General features: G+C 69.5%; 15 protein-coding genes. 7 read left to right on the top strand and 8 right to left on the bottom strand.

The genetic code is table 11. The annotated features are described in order from the left end of the window. Positions 1 to 231 precede the first annotated feature (231 nt). The 5 genes from L632_RS0103890 to L632_RS0103870 all read left to right on the top strand — a co-directional run bounded on the left by L632_RS0103890 (position 232) and on the right by L632_RS0103870 (position 4,835). Positions 232 to 912 (top strand): paraquat-inducible protein A, encoded by a 681-nt coding sequence (locus L632_RS0103890; RefSeq protein WP_028711623.1) that lies wholly within the window; start codon positions 232 to 234, stop codon positions 910 to 912. Beyond that, positions 909 to 1,565 (top strand): paraquat-inducible protein A, encoded by a 657-nt coding sequence (locus L632_RS0103885; RefSeq protein ID WP_028711622.1) that lies wholly within the window; start codon positions 909 to 911, stop codon positions 1,563 to 1,565. Before L632_RS0103890 ends, L632_RS0103885 begins: the two co-directional genes overlap by 4 nt. Continuing rightward, positions 1,562 to 3,628, top strand: coding sequence for an intermembrane transport protein PqiB (locus L632_RS0103880; protein WP_028711621.1), 2,067 nt, complete (start codon positions 1,562 to 1,564; stop codon positions 3,626 to 3,628). Before L632_RS0103885 ends, L632_RS0103880 begins: the two co-directional genes overlap by 4 nt. Before the next feature lies 1 nt (position 3,629). Then, the gene (locus L632_RS0103875; RefSeq protein ID WP_028711620.1) at positions 3,630 to 4,280 is read left to right on the top strand and encodes a membrane integrity-associated transporter subunit PqiC; all 651 of its coding nucleotides are present in this window, start codon (positions 3,630 to 3,632) and stop codon (positions 4,278 to 4,280) included. Positions 4,281 to 4,358: 78 nt separating this feature from the next. Beyond that, positions 4,359 to 4,835, top strand: a complete 477-nt coding sequence (locus L632_RS0103870) for a DUF2867 domain-containing protein (protein ID WP_036697285.1) — start codon at positions 4,359 to 4,361, stop codon at positions 4,833 to 4,835. Between the two features lie 6 nt (positions 4,836 to 4,841). Here the strand turns inward: L632_RS0103870 and L632_RS0103865 are convergent, their stop codons facing one another. The 4 genes from L632_RS0103865 to L632_RS0103850 all read right to left on the bottom strand — a co-directional run bounded on the left by L632_RS0103865 (position 4,842) and on the right by L632_RS0103850 (position 9,260). Further along, positions 4,842 to 5,387, bottom strand: coding sequence for a flavin reductase family protein (locus L632_RS0103865; protein ID WP_036697283.1), 546 nt, complete (start codon positions 5,385 to 5,387; stop codon positions 4,842 to 4,844). A 57-nt stretch (positions 5,388 to 5,444) separates the two neighbouring features. Then, positions 5,445 to 6,266: a 3'(2'),5'-bisphosphate nucleotidase CysQ gene (locus L632_RS0103860; protein WP_028711617.1), complete on the bottom strand. Its 822-nt coding sequence runs from the start codon at positions 6,264 to 6,266 to the stop codon at positions 5,445 to 5,447. Beyond that, positions 6,253 to 7,605, bottom strand: coding sequence for a TldD/PmbA family protein (locus tag L632_RS0103855; protein WP_028711616.1), 1,353 nt, complete (start codon positions 7,603 to 7,605; stop codon positions 6,253 to 6,255). Before L632_RS0103855 ends, L632_RS0103860 begins: the two co-directional genes overlap by 14 nt. 95 nt (positions 7,606 to 7,700) lie before the next feature. Then, the gene (locus L632_RS0103850) at positions 7,701 to 9,260 is read right to left on the bottom strand and encodes a DUF2125 domain-containing protein (protein WP_028711615.1); all 1,560 of its coding nucleotides are present in this window, start codon (positions 9,258 to 9,260) and stop codon (positions 7,701 to 7,703) included. An 87-nt stretch (positions 9,261 to 9,347) separates the two neighbouring features. On the opposite strand from L632_RS0103850, the gene L632_RS0103845 reads away from it, so the two are divergent. After that, on the top strand, positions 9,348 to 9,965 hold the full coding sequence (locus L632_RS0103845; protein ID WP_036697336.1) for an enoyl-CoA hydratase/isomerase family protein: 618 nt from the start codon (positions 9,348 to 9,350) through the stop codon (positions 9,963 to 9,965). A 78-nt stretch (positions 9,966 to 10,043) separates the two neighbouring features. Here L632_RS0103845 and L632_RS0103840 read toward each other — a convergent pair whose 3' ends face one another. The 4 genes from L632_RS0103840 to L632_RS0103825 form a co-directional block, all read right to left on the bottom strand. After that, on the bottom strand, positions 10,044 to 10,385 hold the full coding sequence (locus tag L632_RS0103840; RefSeq protein ID WP_028711613.1) for a DUF2853 family protein: 342 nt from the start codon (positions 10,383 to 10,385) through the stop codon (positions 10,044 to 10,046). An 89-nt stretch (positions 10,386 to 10,474) separates the two neighbouring features. After that, positions 10,475 to 10,909, bottom strand: coding sequence for an HIT family protein (locus L632_RS0103835; RefSeq protein ID WP_028711612.1), 435 nt, complete (start codon positions 10,907 to 10,909; stop codon positions 10,475 to 10,477). Between the two features lie 30 nt (positions 10,910 to 10,939). Next, complete coding sequence (ahcY, locus tag L632_RS0103830) at positions 10,940 to 12,331, bottom strand: adenosylhomocysteinase (protein ID WP_028711611.1); 1,392 nt, start codon at positions 12,329 to 12,331, stop codon at positions 10,940 to 10,942. Between the two features lie 69 nt (positions 12,332 to 12,400). After that, a complete protein-coding gene (locus L632_RS0103825) occupies positions 12,401 to 12,844 on the bottom strand; it encodes a hypothetical protein (protein ID WP_028711610.1) in 444 nt (147 codons plus the stop codon). A 150-nt stretch (positions 12,845 to 12,994) separates the two neighbouring features. Here L632_RS0103825 and L632_RS0103820 point away from each other — a divergent pair, with 150 nt between their 5' ends. Continuing rightward, positions 12,995 to 13,918, top strand: a complete 924-nt coding sequence (locus tag L632_RS0103820) for a glucokinase (protein ID WP_028711609.1) — start codon at positions 12,995 to 12,997, stop codon at positions 13,916 to 13,918. Positions 13,919 to 13,974: the final 56 nt, after the last annotated feature.

Below are 13,974 nucleotides of genomic sequence, written 5' to 3'. Positions count from 1 at the left end.
TTAACGCCTCAAATGCCGCATATTTCACCCGGCAAGCAATATGGCATTCAGCGCCATCACGTTGAAAGAAAACAAAATACAGCGCATTGCAAGGGCCAGCCAGAGGACGGGCCGGTGGGGGCTGGCCCTGCTGAAAGCCGGCCGCCGCAGGCGAGGGGACCATAACCGGACCCGGACGAATCATCGGACGCGGCATCTTGCGCCCGACCCGGGCCCCGATATTCTGCACCCATGCAGACCGAGGGCGAATATGACCTGACCACCGGCGCGGGGCTGATCGCCTGTCCGCGCTGCGACGCGCTGCATGTCGAGCGCGAGCTGGAGCCGGGCGAGACCGCGCGCTGCGTGCGCTGCAACACCCTGCTGGCCAGTCCGCGCGCCGGCGCTTTCACCCGGATCATCGCGCTGTCCTTCACCTCGCTGGTGCTGATGGTGGGGGCGGTGTTCTTTCCCTTCCTGGAAATCTCGCGCATGGGTTTCGGCAACCAGACCTCGCTTTTCGGGGTGGCGCTGGCCTTTTCGCATGGCGCCCTGATGCCGCTGACCGTGGCGGTGCTGGGCATGATCGTCGGGCTGCCGGTGCTGCGGGCGCTGCTGCTGGTCTATACCCTGCTGCCCCTGTCGCGGAACCGGGCGCCCTATGCCCATGCCGTGCCGGCCTTTCGCCTGTCCGAGGCGCTGCGGCCCTGGTCCATGGCCGAGATCTTCGTCATCGGCACCGCCATCGCCCTGGTCAAGGTGGCGGGGCTGGCGAATATCAGCCTTGGCCCGGCCTTCTGGGCGTTTTGCGGGCTGATCGTGGTGAACGCGGCCAGCAATGCCTTTACCAGCGCCACCACGATCTGGGACGCCATCGAGGATGCCGGCATGGCCACCGACGGGCGCGAGATCGTGCCGGAGAGCCGGGCATGAACGCGCGTTCGGACGCGCCCGTCCTGACCGCGCATCGCGCCGGGCTGGTCGGCTGCCGCGGCTGCGGCCGGGTCTGGCCGGAGACCGAGACGATCTGCAGCCGCTGCGGCGGCGCGCTGGTGCCGCCCGACCGGCGCTGCCTGAACGCGGTCTGGGCCTGGCTGGCAGCGGGCTTCGTCTTCTACATTCCGGCGAACCTGTTCCCGATGCTGAAGACCTCGACCTTCGGCGGGCTGCGCGGCAACAGCGAAGCCACCATCCTCGGCGGCGTGGTCGAGCTGATGCATTACGGCAATTACGGCGTTGCGGCGATCGTCTTTCTGGCCTCTATCGTGGTGCCGATCGGCAAGTTCATCGCCATCAGCTGGCTGGCGCTGGTCGCGGGGCGGCCGGCGACGGTCAGGGCCGCCCACAAGCGGCTGCATCTTTACGAGGTGGTCGAATTCATCGGCCGCTGGTCGATGATCGACGTGTTCATCGTGGCGATCCTGTCGGCGCTGGTGCAGCTGGGCTTCGTCGCCTCGATCCATCCCGGGCCTGCCGCGGTGTCATTTGCGCTGTCGGTTGCCTTCACCATGCTTTCCGCGCAAAGCTTCGATCCGAGATTGATCTGGCGCGGCCTTCCGCTGCGCAGCCGCAAGGACCATGAATGACCGACAGGCCCTCGCCCGAGCGCAGCGACACCCCCCTGAAGCCAGCCGAACCCGCCCGCAAGCCCGCGGCCCGCGCCGTGCGGGCCGGGCTGCCGCTGATCTGGCTGGTGCCCATCGCGGCGCTGATCGTGACGCTGGGCGTGGGCTGGAACATGATCGCCAGCCGCGGCACGCTGATCTCGGTCGCCTTCAAGGACGCGACCGGCATCACGCCCGGGGAGACGGCGCTGAAATTCCGCGAGATCACCGTCGGCAAGGTGGAATCCGTCCGCTTCACCGAGGACCTGCAGCAGGTCGAGGTGAACATGCGCGTGGACAAGGACCTGGCGCCCTATATCGACAAGGATGCGCAGTTCTGGATCGTGCGGCCGCAGGTCTCGGCCCAGGGCATTTCGCGGCTCGACACGGTGCTGACCGGCTCCTTCGTCGAGGGCTATTGGGACGACAAGGTGGACGGGCCGCAGACGCGGTTCCAGGGCCTCGACAAGCCGCCGCTGACCAGCTTCGGCGAGCAGGGCACCTGGATCGTGCTGGCGGCCGAACGCTCGCGCGGCATGACCGAGGGCGCGCCGGTGCTGTTCCGCGGCCTGCCGGTCGGGCGGATGCAGAACCTGCGGCTTTCCGAGAATGACGAGGGGGTGCTGACCGATGTGTTCATCGCCGCGCCCTATGACCAGCTCCTGACCACGAACACGGTGTTCTGGGACACCTCGGGCTTCTCGGTCTCGCTGGGGGCGCAGGGGCTGTCGCTGAACGTGAACTCGCTGGCCTCGGTGCTGCAGGGCGGCGCGGAATTCGCCACGCTGACCTCGGGCGGGGCCCCGGTCGAGGACGGGCATGTCTTTTCCCTGCAGCCCGACCGGGGCGCGGCCGAGGCGAACCTGTTTGCCGACGAAAGCAAGGCGCTGCGCCTGACCATGCTGGTCGACGAATCGGTGCGCGGGCTGGAGACCGGGGCCGATGTGCAGTTCATGGGCCTGACTGTCGGGCGGGTCACCAGCCTTGCCGCGCGGGTGGTCCGGGGCGCGGAGGGACAGGACCATGTCGAACAGGAGGTGACGCTGGCCGTCACGCCCGAGCGGATGGGCCTGTCGGGCGAGGCGACCCCGGAAGAGGCGCTGGATTTCATCGCCGGGCAGGTCCGGGCCGGGTTGCGCGCCCGCATCGCCAGCGCCGGCTTCTTCGGCACCTCGCTGCAGGTCGAGCTGGTCGACCTGCCCGGCGCAGAACCGGCCGAGCTGGACCGCACCGCCAAGCCCTACCCGGTCATCCCCTCGGTCCCCGGCGATATTTCCGATTTCAGCGAGACGGCGCAGGGCTTCCTGGCGCGGGTCGGCAACCTGCCCATCGAGGAGGCGCTGAAATCCGTCACCGACATGATGAACAGCGTCACCGCCATCGCCAGCAGCGAAGACACCCGCGCCATCCCCGGCGCGCTGCGCGGCACGCTGGAGGATGCGCAGGCCGCCGCCGGCGAGATCCGGCAGGTCACCACCGAGCTGCGCGAATCCGGCGCCGTGGGCCAGCTGCGCCGCATGGTGGACGAGGCCGCCGCCGCCGCCGAGGCGGTCAAGCTCGCCGCCGCCGACGTGCCGGCCATGGTCGACCAGATCGACGCCGCCGCCGTCAAGATCGAGGCGGTGGACTATGCCGCCATCGGCGCCGAGGCCGAGGGCATCCTCAAGGACGTGCGCGCGCTTCTGGGCACCGAGGATGCCGAGCAACTGCCCAAGAACCTGTCCGAGACGCTGAAATCCGCCTCCGGCCTCTTGAACGACCTGCGCGACGGCAATGCGGCGGGCAGCCTGAACAATGCGCTCGCTTCGGCCAGCACGGCGGCGCAGGATGTTTCGGACGCGGCGAAGCGCCTGCCGCAGCTTTCCGCGCGCCTGGAAGCCCTGGCGGCGCGCGCCGATGCGGTGATCGCCGCCTATGGCGACCGTTCCAGCTTCAACACCGAGACCATCAACCTGATGCGCGAGATGCGCCGCGCCGCCAACGCCTTCGGCAGCCTGGCCCGGACCATCGAACGCAATCCGCAAGCCTTCATCCTGGGACGATAAGATGCGCCTGATCCTTGCCTCCGTCGCCTGTCTTTCCCTGCTCGGCGCCTGCTCGAACGGCGAAAAGACCGCGCGCTACCTGATCGACCCGCCGGCCACGGGCGAGCGCGTCGCCGACCGGCTGGGCACGGCGGAGCTCAAGGACGTGTCCTTGCCGGAATACGCCTCGGGCGGCGAGGTCAGCTGGCAGACCGGGGACGGGGCGGTGCGCTCGAACACGAAACAGCTTTGGGCGGACGATCCGCAGCGGGCCTTCACGCTGACGCTGGCGCGCAGCATCTCGGACCTCTCGGGCGCCACGGTGATCGCCGAGCCCTGGCCGCTGGCCGAGCCGCCGCGTCGCCGGCTGGAGGTGCGCGTCGAAAAGGCGCTGGCGCAGGCCGACGGGCTTTATCGCCTGACCGGGCGCTATTTCGTCTCGGACGAGGGGGCGGGGGGCGCCAACCAGGCGCGCGGTTTCGACATTTCCGTGCCGCTTGCCGACCAGAACCCCGCCGCCATCGCCCGGGCGCAGTCGCAGGCCATCGCCCAGCTTGCCCGGCAGATCGCCACGCTGTCCGGGCCGGGCCGGTCGATCCGCACCAGCACCGCACCGCTGCCGCGGATCGACGACATCTTCTCGCAGCCGCTGCCGCCGCTGGAGGGCAGCTGAACCCGGCTGCGACAGTTTGACGGCTTTCCGCCTTCCCGCCCCCGCCTAGACTGCGCCCATCCCGGCAGCGGAGGTGAAATGCAGGCCGATCAGATCCAAGGGGTGCCGCTGCTGGCGCCGCCCGGGCGGCTGGACTTTCTCGACCGGCAAACGGTGCTGCTGCCCGCCCCGATCACCCCGCTGGAGGCATGGAACCGTATCCGCAGCCGCCCCTTGCCCCTGCTGGGCCTGGCCTTCCGCATTCGCGACGCGGTGTCGGCGCGGTTCGGGGTGCGGCGCATCGGCGGGCTGGGCAAGGCGCCCAGCGACAGCGTGCGCGCCGGTCAGCGGCTGGATTTCTTTCTGGTCGAACATGCCGCGCCCGACCTGCTGGTGCTGACCGAGCGCGACCGGCATCTGGACGTGATGACCTGCATCTCGACCCGCGGGGCAGAGCTGGCGATCACCTCCTCGGTGGTGACGCATAATCGCTTCGGCCGGGCCTATATGCTGGTGGTGGGGCCGGCGCATCGGCTGATCGTGCGCGCCATGCTGCGCCGGCTGATGCGGGGCTAGCCCGGCCTAGCCGGCATCCGGCTCGAACTGGCCGAAGCGGCCGGCGGCAAAGACCAGCGGGTGATCGCCCGGCCCCGCCACGGTCACCCGCAGCACCCGGCCGATCAGCACCGAATGGTCGCCCGCTTCATGCGCGGCATGGGCCATGCAGTCGAAGCGCGCCGCGACGCCGGGAATGACCGGCACGCCCTCGGGGGTCAGCATGCTTTCCAGCCCCTCGAACTGCCGGCCGCCGCGGGTAAAGCGCAGGCAGGTCTCCAGCTGCTCGGAGCCCAGCACATGCACCGACCAGGCCGCCGCCCCGGCGAAGGCCGCATGGCGGGCCGAGGCGCGGGCCGGGCACCACAGCACCAGCGGCGGCTCCAGCGAGACGCTGGAGAAGCTGTTCACGGTCATGCCCAGCGGTCCCTCGGGCCCGGCGGTGGTCACCACGGTGACGCCGGTGGCGAAACGCCCCAGCGCCTCGCGCAGCAGCCGCGCCTCGGCATTGGCGGGATGAAAGGTGATCTCGTCGGCCAGCCGGTCGCGGGTCGCGGGGGGAAGACGGCTCATGCGCGGGCCCTGTCATCTGCGGGACATGGCCAGAGCGGTTCCGGCCTTTGCCCCTTCTTAGTCGGCGGGCGGCGGCGCATCAACCCGACCGCCGGGCATCGCCATCCGCGGGGTCATGGCGGCGATCAGCTGTCCGTGCAGGGCGGGCGCCGCCACCACCAGCCCGTCGGTCAGCGGCCGGGCGGCGTTGAAGCGCATCGCCGCGCCGGTCAGGTCGCTGGCCAGGCAGCCGGCACGGGCGGCGATCAGGCTGCCCGCCGCCACGTCCCATTCCCAGGCCGGCCTGACGGACAGCGTCGCGTCGAACTGCCCGTCCGCCACCAGGCAAAGCCGCCAGGCCAGCGAGGGGCGGAAGCTGCGCCTGACCGGCGGCGGCGCGCCCCGCCAATGCGTGGGGTCGAGCCCGGCCTTGCTGGTCAGCACGCGCGCGCCCGTCAGGCCATGCGTCGAGGGGGCGATGGGCTTGCCGTCGCGCAGCGCCGGCCCATCGGCCGAGGCGGCATAGGTCGTGCGCTGCGCCGGCAGATGCACCACCCCCGCCACCACCCGGTCGCCGCGGGTGATCGCCAGCGCATGGGAAAACCCGACCTGCCCGTCGATGAAGGCGCGGGTGCCGTCGATCGGGTCGATGATGAAGCAATGCTCGGCCTGAAGCCGCGCCGGATCGTCGGCGCTTTCCTCGCTGAGCCAGCCGTAATCGGGCCGCGCGGCGCGCAGCAGACGCTCCAGATGCGCGTTGACCGCCAGGTCGGCCTCGGTCACCGGGCCGGCGCCGTCGCCCTTGTCCCAGACCCGGGGATCGCGCCGCCAGTAGCGCAGCGCGATTTCTCCGGCCTCTTGCGCGGCCTGTTCCAGAAGCGCAAGGTCACTCGCCGGCAACGGTCATCCCCTCGACCAGCAGGCTGGGCACGCGCATTCCCCGCCAGTCGGGCAGGTCGTTCGCCGCCGTCACCCGCAGCAGCATGTCGCGCAGGTTGCCGGCGATGGTGCATTCGTTGACCGGATAGGCGATCTCGCCGTTCTCGACCCAGAAGCCGCCGGCGCCGCGCGAATAATCCCCGGTCGTGCCGTTGATCGAGGCGCCCAGCATCGAGGTCACGACCAGCCCGCGCCCCATCTCGCGGATCAGCTCCTCGCGGGTCCTGTCGCCAGCGGTCAGTTCCAGATTGGTCACGCCGGGCGAGGGCGGCTGACCGGCGCCGCGCATGGCGCTGGCGGTCGAATCCATGCCGAGCTTGCGCCCGGTGGCCAGGTCCAGGGTCCAGCCCTGCAAGACGCCGTCGGCCACGATCAGCCGCGGCGCGGTCGCCAGCCCCTCGCCGTCGAACAGGCGCGACGAGCCATAGCGCGGTCGGTGCGGGTCCTCGCGCAGCTCGAACCCCCTGGGCAGGACCTGTTCCCCCAGCGCGTCGCGCAGCCAGCTGGCGCCGCGCGCCACCGAAGCGCCGTTCACCGCACCGACCAGATGGCCGATCAGCCCCGAGGCCACGCGCTCGTCGTAAAGGATCGGGAAGGCGCCGGTGGGCGGCTTCCGCGCGCCGCGCCGGGCGACGGTGCGCTCGGCCGCAAGCCGGCCGATCTCCTCGGGCGCGGGCATGTCGGCGGCATGGACGCGGCTCTCGCCGGCCCAGTCGCGCTCCATCCCCAGCCCCTCGCCGGTGATGGCGACGGTGGACAGGCTGTGGCCGCTGCGCCCGTAGCCGGCCGAGAAGCCGTTGCTGGCCGCCAGCCACATGCGGCGCTGCGAATGGCCGGCGCTGGCGGATTCGATCTGCGAGACGCCCTCGACCGCCAGCGCCGCGGCCTCGGCGCGCAGCGCCAGCTCCTGCAGCGCCTCCGGGCTCGGCTCGGGGCCGTGGTCGCAAAGGTCCAGCCGGGCGCTGTCGGTGTCGCGGGCCAGCTGTCCGGGTTCGGCCAGGCCCAGCGTGTCGTCCACCGGCGCCTCGCGGGCCATGGCGACGGCGCGGGCGGCCATCTCCTCGATGGTGCGCTGCGAGCGGTCCGAGGCCGAGACGCAGGCCTGCCGCCCGCCGATCAGCACCCGCAGCCCGATCTCGACCCCCTCGGCGCGCTCGGCATGCTCCAGATGGCCGGCGCGCACATCGACCGAGACGGCGGCGGCCTCCAGCGCCACGGCATCGGCCTGATCGGCGCCGGCCTTGCGCGCCGCTGCCAGAAGCTGCTGGGTCAGGGCCTCGAGTCGATGGAATTCGGACATGCGGTTCACCTTGGACAAGAACGGGGGCCGCGACGTCAACGCCCGGCCCCCGCGATACGATCCGTCAGGGCGCGCGGACGCCGCGCCGGACGGGATTACTTGATCTGCTGGCCGTTGGCAAAGATCGAGCCGCCTTCCTTGAACTCCAGCCGGGTTTCCAGCTTGTCCTCGCCCTCGGCGACCGGCTTGGCGAACATGGCCATCATCATGCGCACGCCCATGAGCTGATCTTCGGGGATCAGGCCCATGGCGCCCAGCTTGTCGATCAGCGCGTTCACGCCCTCATAGGTGGCGTGGATCTCGCCGACCGGGGCGGTCATGTCGCCGCCCTCGGGCGCCTGCAGCGCGCCCTCGGCATTCACCTTGGCGCCGAGCGCGTTCAGCGCGAACTGGTTGATCGCGACCTCGAGCGGCTCGAAGGGCTGCGGCGCGGCATCCGCCTCCATGTCCCCGGTTTCGTCGGCCTCTCCATCCTCGGCCGGCTCCTCTGCCGGCGGCGCCATGGCGGCGGGGTCGAAGATGTCCTTGAGGACCTTCATGGTGCCGGTCACGTCCAGATCCAGCGAGGCCGGGTCGCGCGGCAGCTGGCCCTCGGCGTCGAACAGGTTCCAGATCGCATCGCCCAGCGTCAGCCCGGCCAGCGAATAGGCGAACTTGAAAGGCTGCGCCTCGTCCGACTGCATCACCGGCAGCTGCATGTCGAAGCTGCCGCTTTCGATGGCGTAGTTGATCGGGAAGGCCAGGTCGCTGCTGGTCAGCTCGAAGCTGCCGGCGTCCGAACCGGCCTGGTAGGACATGCCGTCCTGCGACAGCGCATAGCTCAGCTCGAAGCCCTTGCCGTCGTATTTGCCCGCGCCGCTGGTGGCCTGGCCTTCCTCGTCCGTGCCGGCGAAGTCGAAGCTGGCGACCAGCGCCCCGGCCTTGAGCACGCCGTTCATGGCCAGCCCGGCCTTCAGCGCCGCGTTCATGTCCTCTTCGATCTTCGCGCCGCCGGGCACGGCCATTTCGCCCGTGGTCTCGGCCCCGTCGATGCTGCCCTCGAACTTGACCTTGTCGGATTCCTCGGCGGTCACGTCGCCGCTGAAGGTGATCCTGCCCGACTTCATCGCATAGTCGTATTTCGCCGGCGATCCGGCGACGATGTGGAAGGTGCCGGTCGAATCCGCCACCCCCACCTTGATCGGAAGCGGGGTTTCCTTGTCGCCGCTCTTGATCGTGGTCAGGGTGAAATCCATCGCGGGATAGTCGAAATCATGCGTCATGTCCTCGGGCGCGCCCGAGGTGACGATGACGTTGCCCGGCATGTCCACGGTAAAGGGCAGGCTGTAGCTTTGCCCCTCGGGATCGGTGCCATGCGCCTCGCCGGTCATCTGGTCGGCAAAGACCGTCCTGACCTTGCCGTCGCCGCTGTCGCTCAGTGTGACCTGGGGGATGCTGAAGCTGACCTGGCTTTCGGGCATGCCGCCGCTGATGGCGACATCGCTGAGGGTCAGCGTGTCGCCGGCCTTGTCGCGCTTGCCCTCGGTCACGCTGTAGCCGAGCGACTGGTAGTAATCGACCCAGGACTGCCACACCTGTTCCGAGGTCACGTCGGCAAGGGCCGGGGCGGTCATCGCGGCCAGTGCCAGGGCCGAGCTTGTCAGTCGCAGGTTCATTTCATAACACCTTTCCGGGCGAGAATTGCTTTTGAAACGCCAGCCCGGTTTCTGCCACAGCCGGCGCGCGGGTCCAAGGAGGGAATGATGATCGCAAGGGAATTCACCGGCGCAATCGGGCGCATCACCATCGCGCGCCCGGCCAAGGCGAATTCGCTGACCGGCGCCATGCTGGCGGAGCTCACCGCCGCCTTCGACGCCCTTGCCGCCGAGCCCGGCCTGCGCGCCGTCATCCTGACCGGCGAGGGCGCGGTGTTCTCGGCCGGGGCCGATCTGGACGAGGCCCGCGCCGGGCTGGCCCTGTCCCCGGAATGGGAGCGGCTGTCGTCCCGCGTCGCGGCGATGCCCTGCCTGACCATCGCCGCGCTGAACGGCACGGTGGCCGGGGGCGCCATGGGCATGGTGCTGGCCTGCGACCTGCGGTTGGCGGTGCCGGGGGCGAAATTCTTCTATCCGGTCATGCGCTTGGGCTTCCTGCCCCAGCCCAGCGACCCGCCGCGCCTGCGGGCGCTGGTCGGGCCGTCGCGGGCGAAGATGATCCTGATGGCCGGCCAGAAGATCCCCGCCGAGGAGGCGCTGGCCTGGGGGCTGGTGGACCGGCTGGTCGCGCCCGAGGCGCTGCTGGACGAGGCCGCGGCCCTGGCTGCGGACGCAAGCGCCGCCGGCGCCGAGCAGGTCGCGGCGATCAAGCTGATGCTGGACTGACGGCAACCCCGGCGCTGCCGGCGCGCGGACCGGTTTCAGCCGCCGCGCCGGCCCCGCCGTGACGTTGCGTCACAAGGTTCAGGCATAGGCGCTCTGTTTGCCGAAATGCGTGCAGAGCTGGTAATAGACCACCGCGCGATACTTGTTGCGGTTCGCGCTGCCATATTGCGCCACCACCTCGTCGATGGCGGCGGAAAGCTCGGGACCGTCGGGCAGGCCCAGTTTTTTCACCAGGTAGTTGGTCCTGATCCGCTCCAGTTCCGCCTTGTCGGATGCGGCCACGGTCTCGCCATCGGCATTGTAGATCGAAGGCCCGCAGCCGATGACCACCTTGGTCAACAGCTCCATGTCGGGCGTGACGCCCAGCTTTTCCTTCATGTCGGCGGCGTATTTGGCGATCAGATCGTCGCGCTTGCTCATGCTCCGTCCCCCTCGGGTCTGTTTCATCCCGAGGGGAAGCCTAGCGCCGGACTGACAAATATCAACCGAAACCGCGCGCTTGCGCGGTCCTAGACGGCGAAGGCCGGGGCCAGGGCCGCCGCGATCCGCCTGCCCTCCTCGGCCGGCAGCTGCGGCGGGGCCGAGAAGCTGCCGATGCCGTCCTGCAGATAGGCCTGCGACGAGACGTCATGCACATGATGCATCGGCACCACATGGGCATGGGCATGGGGGACATGGATGCCGGTATAGAACAGCGCCACCCGCTCGACCGCGTAAAGCGCCTTCATGTGGCGGGCGAGGCGCTGCGCGCAGCTGGTGATGCGGGTGGCAAGCGGTTCGGGCAGGTCCTCGAACCAAGGGTAATGCCGCCTGGGGATGATCAGGCAATGGCCGGGGCGGATGGGATGCAGGTCCAGGAAGGCCAGGATCTCGTCGTCCTCATGCACGCGATGCGCCGGCAATTCGCCGCGCGCGATGCGACAGAACAGGCAATCGTCGGACATGCAGGCATCCCCCCGGCTGATGGCGCCAGTTCAGTAGCGGTAATGTTCGGACTTGAACGGGCCTTCCGGCGTCACGCCGATATAGTCGGCCTGCTCCCTGGACAGCGTGGTCAGCTTGACGCCGATCTTGTCCAGATGCAGCCGGGCGACCTTCTCGTCCAGCGCCTTGGGCAGGATATAGACGCCGGGCCGGTATTCCGCCGCCTTGGTCCACAGCTCGATCTGGGCCAGCACCTGGTTGGTGAAGCTGGCGGACATCACGAAGCTGGGGTGCCCGGTGGCGTTGCCGAGGTTCAGCAGCCGGCCCTCGGACAGCAGGATGATGCGATTGCCCGAGGGCATCTCGATCATGTCGACCTGGTCCTTGACATTGGTCCATTTGTGGTTGCGCAGGGCGGCGACCTGGATCTCGTTGTCGAAATGGCCGATATTGCCGACGATGGCCATGTCCTTCATCTCGCGCATGTGCTCGATTCGGATCACGTCCTTATTGCCGGTGGTGGTGACGAAGATGTCCGCCGTCGAGACCACGTCCTCCAGCAGCACCACCTCGAACCCGTCCATGGCGGCCTGCAGCGCGCAGATCGGATCGACCTCGGTCACCTTCACCCGTGCGCCGGCGCCCTGAAGGCTGGCCGCGCAGCCCTTGCCCACGTCGCCATAGCCGCAGACCACGGCGACCTTGCCGGCCATCATCACGTCGGTGGCGCGGCGGATGCCGTCCACCAGCGATTCCTTGCAGCCGTATTTGTTGTCGAATTTCGACTTGGTGACGCTGTCGTTCACGTTGATCGCCGGGAAGGGCAGAAGCCCCTTCCGGTGCAGGTCGTAAAGCCGATGCACGCCGGTCGTCGTCTCCTCGGAGACGCCCCGGATCGCGTCGCGCTGCCGGGTGAACCAGCCGGGCGAGGCGTCCAGCCGCGTCCTGATCTGGGCGAACAGCGCCTCTTCCTCCTCGCTGGTCGGCACGTCGATCAGCCCGGTCTCGCCCGCCTCGACCCGCGCGCCCAGCAGCACATACATGGTTGCGTCGCCGCCGTCGTCCAGGATCATGTTCGCCGTGCCTTCCGGGAACTGGAAGATCTGGTCGGTATAGGACCAGTATTCCGGCAGCGTCTCGCCCTTGACGGCAAAGACCGGGATGCCGGCCTTGGCGATGGCCGCCGCCGCATGGTCCTGGGTCGAGAAGATGTTGCACGAGGCCCAGCGGACCTCGGCGCCCAAGGCCACCAGCGTCTCGATCAGCACGGCGGTCTGCACGGTCATGTGCAGGCTGCCGGCGATGCGGGCGCCCTTCAGCGGCTTCGCTTCGCCATATTCCGCGCGCAACGCCATCAGGCCGGGCATCTCGGTTTCGGCGATGTCCAGCTCCTTGCGGCCGTAATCGGCCAGGGCGATGTCTCGGATGATGGAATCGGTCATGGGGCCCTCGCGCCTTGTGCTGTTGGCGCGGCCTTAGCATTCCCGGCGCGGTCCTGCAAACCGAAGCGGTCAGCCGTTGAGCCCGGCCTTGACGAAGAAGACCTGCGGGCTGGTCTGGTCGCTGAAGCCGATCCCCGAGGCGATCACGCAGCTGGTCGCGTCCGGGCGCTCGAAGACCACCGTCCAGGTGCCCATCAGGTCCGAGCCCCACAGCGTGGTGCCCTGGCTGCCGCTGGCGATTCTGGTCTCGCCGAAATCGTGGCGCAGGGTCGCCTCGATCGCGGCCTTGCGGTCGCACCAGGGCTGGTCGTCCACCGCCTCGTCGGACAGCGGCAGGGTGCGGGCCAGCTCGCGCACGGCGCGCGGGTCCATGCCGGCGACCGCGGACCAGCCGCGCGGATTGGCGGCATTCTCCTCGCGGGTCTGGATCGCGGCCTGCGCGGACAGGGCCGGCAGGGCCAGAAGCCCCGCCAGAAGCACGGGCGCGATGCGGGGGATCAGGGTCGTTTTCATCGCCTCAACCTTTCGCTTGCGCAGGTGACGAGGGAAAACCGCCGTGGTTCGCGAAAGGTTCCGATCCGACCGCGAATGTGAGCGGTAGCAGCTTTCGCTGGAATGGCTTAGAAGGACCGGAACCAAGGCCGGGCGAAGGGGGAAGGCAGCATGGCGATCCTGTTGGCGGATGTGGGCGGCACCAATGCGCGGATGGCGCTGGCGCGGGACGGCGCGCTTGCGACCGGGACCATCACCCGGTTTCGCGGCGACGACCATGCCAGCTTCGACGAGGTGGTGACGAGGTTCCTGGCCCAGCAGGGCAGCCCGCAGATCGAGGCGGTCTGCGTCGCCGTCGCCGGCCCGGTCTGGGGCGACGAGGCGCGGCTGACCAATCGCGACTGGACCTTTTCCGAGGCGCGGCTTTGCGCGCTGTCCGGCGCCCCGCGCGCCCGGCTGATCAACGACCTGATCGCGCTGGGCTATGCCACGCCGGCGCTGGACGGCGAGGCGGCGGGTTTCCTGCGCGCGGCGCCCCAGGGCGCGCTGTCGAACGGCCAGCGGCTGGTGGTGAATGCCGGCACCGGCTTCAACGTCTGCGCGGTCAAGGTCCTGCCGGACGGCGGCATCGCCTGCCTGGAGGCCGAAGAGGGCCATACCCGCCTGCCGCTTTCGGTGGCCGCTCCGCTGGCCGAGGCGCTGGGCGAGCCCGGCCGCGCCATCGATTCGGTCGAGGAGCTTTTCGCCGGCCGCGGTCTTGCCCGGCTGCACGCATTGCGCATGGGCGGCGCCCAGGGCCGGGCGGAAGCCGTGGTCGCGGCCGCCGCCGAAGGCGATGGCGCGGCCGAGGAAACGCTGGCGCTCTATGCCCGGCTGTTCGGACTGTTCTGCCGCGAACTTGCCTTGCGATTCATGCCGATGGACGGGATGTTCCTGGCCGGCAGCGTGGCGCGTTCCTGCACCGACCGCTTCGAGATCTTCGAGGCGGCCTTCCTGTCCGACCCGCTGATGGCGCGGATTCCGCAGGCGGTTCCGGTCGGGGTGATCCGGGACGACATGGCCGCGCTGCATGGCTGTCTGGCCGCAATCCGCTGAAAAATGCCCGGATTCGGGCGGGGATGCTGGATTTTGTTAACGCGGCCTGCAATGCT

The organism is Paracoccus sp. J39, from assembly GCF_000518925.1.
Lineage (GTDB): Bacteria > Pseudomonadota > Alphaproteobacteria > Rhodobacterales > Rhodobacteraceae > Paracoccus.
The sequence above is the reverse complement of the archived record's forward strand: the minus strand, read 5'-3'. Positions and strand labels throughout refer to the sequence as shown.

Excerpts from the sequence above, each read along its gene's own strand:
- L632_RS0103890 (WP_028711623.1), top strand. The coding sequence starts at position 232 with ATGCAGACCGAGGGCGAATATGACCTGACCACCGGCGCGGGGCTGATC.
- L632_RS0103885 (WP_028711622.1), top strand. The coding sequence starts at position 909 with ATGAACGCGCGTTCGGACGCGCCCGTCCTGACCGCGCATCGCGCCGGG.
- L632_RS0103880 (WP_028711621.1), top strand. The coding sequence starts at position 1,562 with ATGACCGACAGGCCCTCGCCCGAGCGCAGCGACACCCCCCTGAAGCCA.
- L632_RS0103875 (WP_028711620.1), top strand. The coding sequence starts at position 3,630 with ATGCGCCTGATCCTTGCCTCCGTCGCCTGTCTTTCCCTGCTCGGCGCC.
- L632_RS0103870 (WP_036697285.1), top strand. The coding sequence starts at position 4,359 with ATGCAGGCCGATCAGATCCAAGGGGTGCCGCTGCTGGCGCCGCCCGGG.
- L632_RS0103865 (WP_036697283.1), bottom strand. The coding sequence starts at position 5,387 with ATGAGCCGTCTTCCCCCCGCGACCCGCGACCGGCTGGCCGACGAGATC.
- L632_RS0103855 (WP_028711616.1), bottom strand. The coding sequence starts at position 7,605 with ATGTCCGAATTCCATCGACTCGAGGCCCTGACCCAGCAGCTTCTGGCA.
- L632_RS0103850 (WP_028711615.1), bottom strand. The coding sequence starts at position 9,260 with ATGAACCTGCGACTGACAAGCTCGGCCCTGGCACTGGCCGCGATGACC.
- L632_RS0103845 (WP_036697336.1), top strand. The coding sequence starts at position 9,348 with ATGATCGCAAGGGAATTCACCGGCGCAATCGGGCGCATCACCATCGCG.
- L632_RS0103840 (WP_028711613.1), bottom strand. The coding sequence starts at position 10,385 with ATGAGCAAGCGCGACGATCTGATCGCCAAATACGCCGCCGACATGAAG.
- L632_RS0103835 (WP_028711612.1), bottom strand. The coding sequence starts at position 10,909 with ATGTCCGACGATTGCCTGTTCTGTCGCATCGCGCGCGGCGAATTGCCG.
- ahcY (WP_028711611.1), bottom strand. The coding sequence starts at position 12,331 with ATGACCGATTCCATCATCCGAGACATCGCCCTGGCCGATTACGGCCGC.
- L632_RS0103825 (WP_028711610.1), bottom strand. The coding sequence starts at position 12,844 with ATGAAAACGACCCTGATCCCCCGCATCGCGCCCGTGCTTCTGGCGGGG.
- L632_RS0103820 (WP_028711609.1), top strand. The coding sequence starts at position 12,995 with ATGGCGATCCTGTTGGCGGATGTGGGCGGCACCAATGCGCGGATGGCG.